The sequence below is a fragment of the Sphingomonas sp. genome, from assembly GCF_048594985.1.
Classification (GTDB): domain Bacteria; phylum Pseudomonadota; class Alphaproteobacteria; order Sphingomonadales; family Sphingomonadaceae; genus Sphingomonas_I.
Genome location: NZ_JBMDXG010000217.1, coordinates 1 through 2700 on the forward strand (window position 1 = coordinate 1; position 2700 = coordinate 2700).

The window sequence follows — 2700 nt, forward strand, 5'->3', positions numbered from 1 at the left end:
CCGAAGGCGGCATGGATATCGAGGAAGTGGCGCATTCGACGCCCGAGAAGATCCGCACGCTGACGATCGACCCGGCCGAGGGCTTCCAGCCGCATCACGGCCGCGCCGTCGCCTTCGCACTGAAGCTGACCGGCGACCTCAACAAGCAGGCGGTCAAGCTCGCGGGCCAGCTCTACAACGCCTTCGTCGCGACCGACATGTCGATGCTGGAGATCAACCCGCTGGTCGAAACCACGGACGGCAAGCTCCTCGTGCTCGATGCCAAGGTGTCGTTCGATTCGAACAGCCTCTACCGCCACCCCGACATCGCCGCGCTGCGCGACGAGACCGAGGAGGATCCGGCCGAGGTCGAGGCGTCGAAGTACGACCTCGCCTACATCAAGCTGGACGGCAACATCGGCTGCATGGTCAACGGCGCCGGCCTCGCCATGGCGACGATGGACATCATTAAGCTCAACGGCGCCTTCCCGGCCAACTTCCTCGACGTGGGCGGCGGCGCCAGCAAGGAGAAGGTGACCGCGGCGTTCAAGCTGATCCTCAGCGATCCGGCGGTCGAGGGCATTCTCGTCAACATCTTCGGCGGCATCATGAAGTGCGACATCATCGCCGAGGGCGTCGTCGCCGCCGCGCGCGAGGTGAACCTCCAGGTCCCGCTCGTCGTCCGCCTCGAAGGCACGAACGTGGAGCAGGGCAAGCAGATCCTCGCCAATTCCGGCCTCCCGATCGTCCCCGCCGACGACCTCGGCGACGCCGCGCAGAAGATCGTCGCGCAGGTCAAGCAGGCCGCCTGAGCCAAGCGGGGCGGCTTCGGCCGCTTCGTTGTCAGATGTGGAATGCGAAAATCCCCATGCCGGAAGGCGTGGGGATTTTCGTGTTGAGGTCCTTAAGGTCGGGCCGCCCGAGCCTCGGTGACGTCGATCCGCGCCCGATAGCCGTGCCGCTCCAGCATATGCAGCAAATTGGCTCCGTTAAGCAGCGTCAAAGGCTTATCGCTGGCGAAGCGGTAGGCGTCAGGTCCATATTCGGAGGTCGTCACGAGAATGCCGCGCGAGGCCCCCTCGTTCATCACCGTTCCGTAGAGGTCGCGGACAGCGGCGACGCTGACCGTGCGCGTGTAACGCTTGGCTTGGATGACGATTTTGCCACCGGTGATTGGGTCGGGGTCAAAGGCGATCGCGTCGACGCCTCCGTCGCTGGAAGATTGGGTGACTTTAACTTCGCCGCCGCGGCTAAGGAATTCCTTCTCGAACAGCTCGCGTACCAGATGCTCGAAGTCATCCCATGAGATCGAGGCTATGTTGGTGGAGGCGTCGATACCGCCGCCGACGTCGCGCCCCTCGATGAAACGACGATCCTCACGGTCCATCTCGATGACCGGCGGGACTGGCGCCAGTACCGCGAGGCTGGCGGCTGAGACGCCCTTCAATGCCTTGAAGCAGGCCTTTGGGTCGGCGCGGGAGAGATCGATGCGGCAAAACTCATCGCGCCTCGCTAGGATAGACATGATGCAACCCTTCCGCTCCAGTCCGGTGGCAGGATCGATCGATTCGACCATTCCGTTGAAGAGGATCGCGTCGAGGTTTCCGTCGACATCAGCCTCAAACAGTTCATGAAGCGTGCGCAGGCAAATCTGGTAGCTCGCGCTGTCGAAGTTCGCCTTGCGGTCACGGTCGGCGATGCGCGTCTCGGTTAGCTCGCCGGTCGACTTTACATATTTAACTGCCTTGGTCTGAGGGAGGTCGTCAGGCCCAGGCAACCGATATTCTAGCATAAGCAACCGGTCAGCCGGTCGATACTGCATGTCATACGACTTCTCGAACAATCCTCCGTAGTCAGAGTTCTCTAGGACCAACGACGCATGCTCGATCACGGCATCGGGATCGTGATCAGCGAGGGCGTCGCGCAGCGCGTCAACTTTGGCATGCGAGGCGGCCTGTGCGGCGAGGAATTCGGCTTTTGCGTTTTGGTGCGCGGTCCAGAACGCATCTTCTCGCAGGGCCCACGCTGCGGTGGCCGCCGCGTGCTGGGCCTCGCGCTTGGCCTCAGAGGCTCGCCACTCCTTGGCCGCGCGAGCGTTGCGCATCTCAGCCTGCTCCTCGAGATGCCTGCGCTTTCCCAGCAGCCTGTCGAGAAAACCGATGTGCGGGACCTCATATGCCGGCTCCGGCCGGGCAGCCGTGGTCGGCCGTGGTTCGGGGAACTGCGTGGGCATCGCGTATTCGCCGTGGTCTTTGAGCGCCTCCCAGTCGATGGCATCGTCGATCGCCAGGGTATGCGCGAGGATTCGGCCAATACTCTCCTGGGCGCGGATTGCTTCTGCAGTCATTTCTTCGGCCGCGCCCTTACCGGTCTGGAACAGCCGCTTGGTTTCGAAAGCGACCAGCTTCGAGTCCCAATCGGCGAGCAGCGCGTCGACCTTGCTCTGGAGGATGAACAGTTCCGGCGCGCCAAGTTCGCGGTGCAGATTCATCGTCTTGTGCCGGATATCGATGTAGTAGCGCAGGATCCGGTCGCCGCGCGCGCTGAATTTTGCGCTGAGCTTGCCGATTTCGAGCTTATCTAGGTTCGGCGAATGCAGTGTGATGTCGCTCATGCTTTGCAGTCCCCCTCGGCGTCTATGCACCGTCACCGATATTCGAGCACGAGGTGAGATCGGCGGCAAGTCGGCTTGCGATTAATCGGCGGCTTTCGGGGCTAGCT

2 protein-coding genes are annotated in these 2700 nt (G+C 62.6%); one reads left to right on the plus strand and one right to left on the minus strand.

All coding sequences use genetic code 11. From position 1 onward, the window contains the following. Positions 1-791: ADP-forming succinate--CoA ligase subunit beta (gene sucC, locus ACOJSF_RS08550; RefSeq protein ID WP_420141793.1), on the plus strand; the 791-nt coding region annotated here is incomplete at its 5' end. 92 nt (positions 792-883) lie between these two features. Here sucC and ACOJSF_RS08555 read toward each other — a convergent pair. Then, positions 884-2593, minus strand: coding sequence for a restriction endonuclease (locus ACOJSF_RS08555; RefSeq protein ID WP_420141794.1), 1710 nt, complete (start codon positions 2591-2593; stop codon positions 884-886). Positions 2594-2700 lie beyond the last annotated feature (107 nt).

Bases quoted from the DNA above. Each gene is read 5' to 3' on its own strand.
- ACOJSF_RS08555 (WP_420141794.1), bottom strand. From the start codon at position 2,593: ATGAGCGACATCACACTGCATTCGCCGAACCTAGATAAGCTCGAAATC.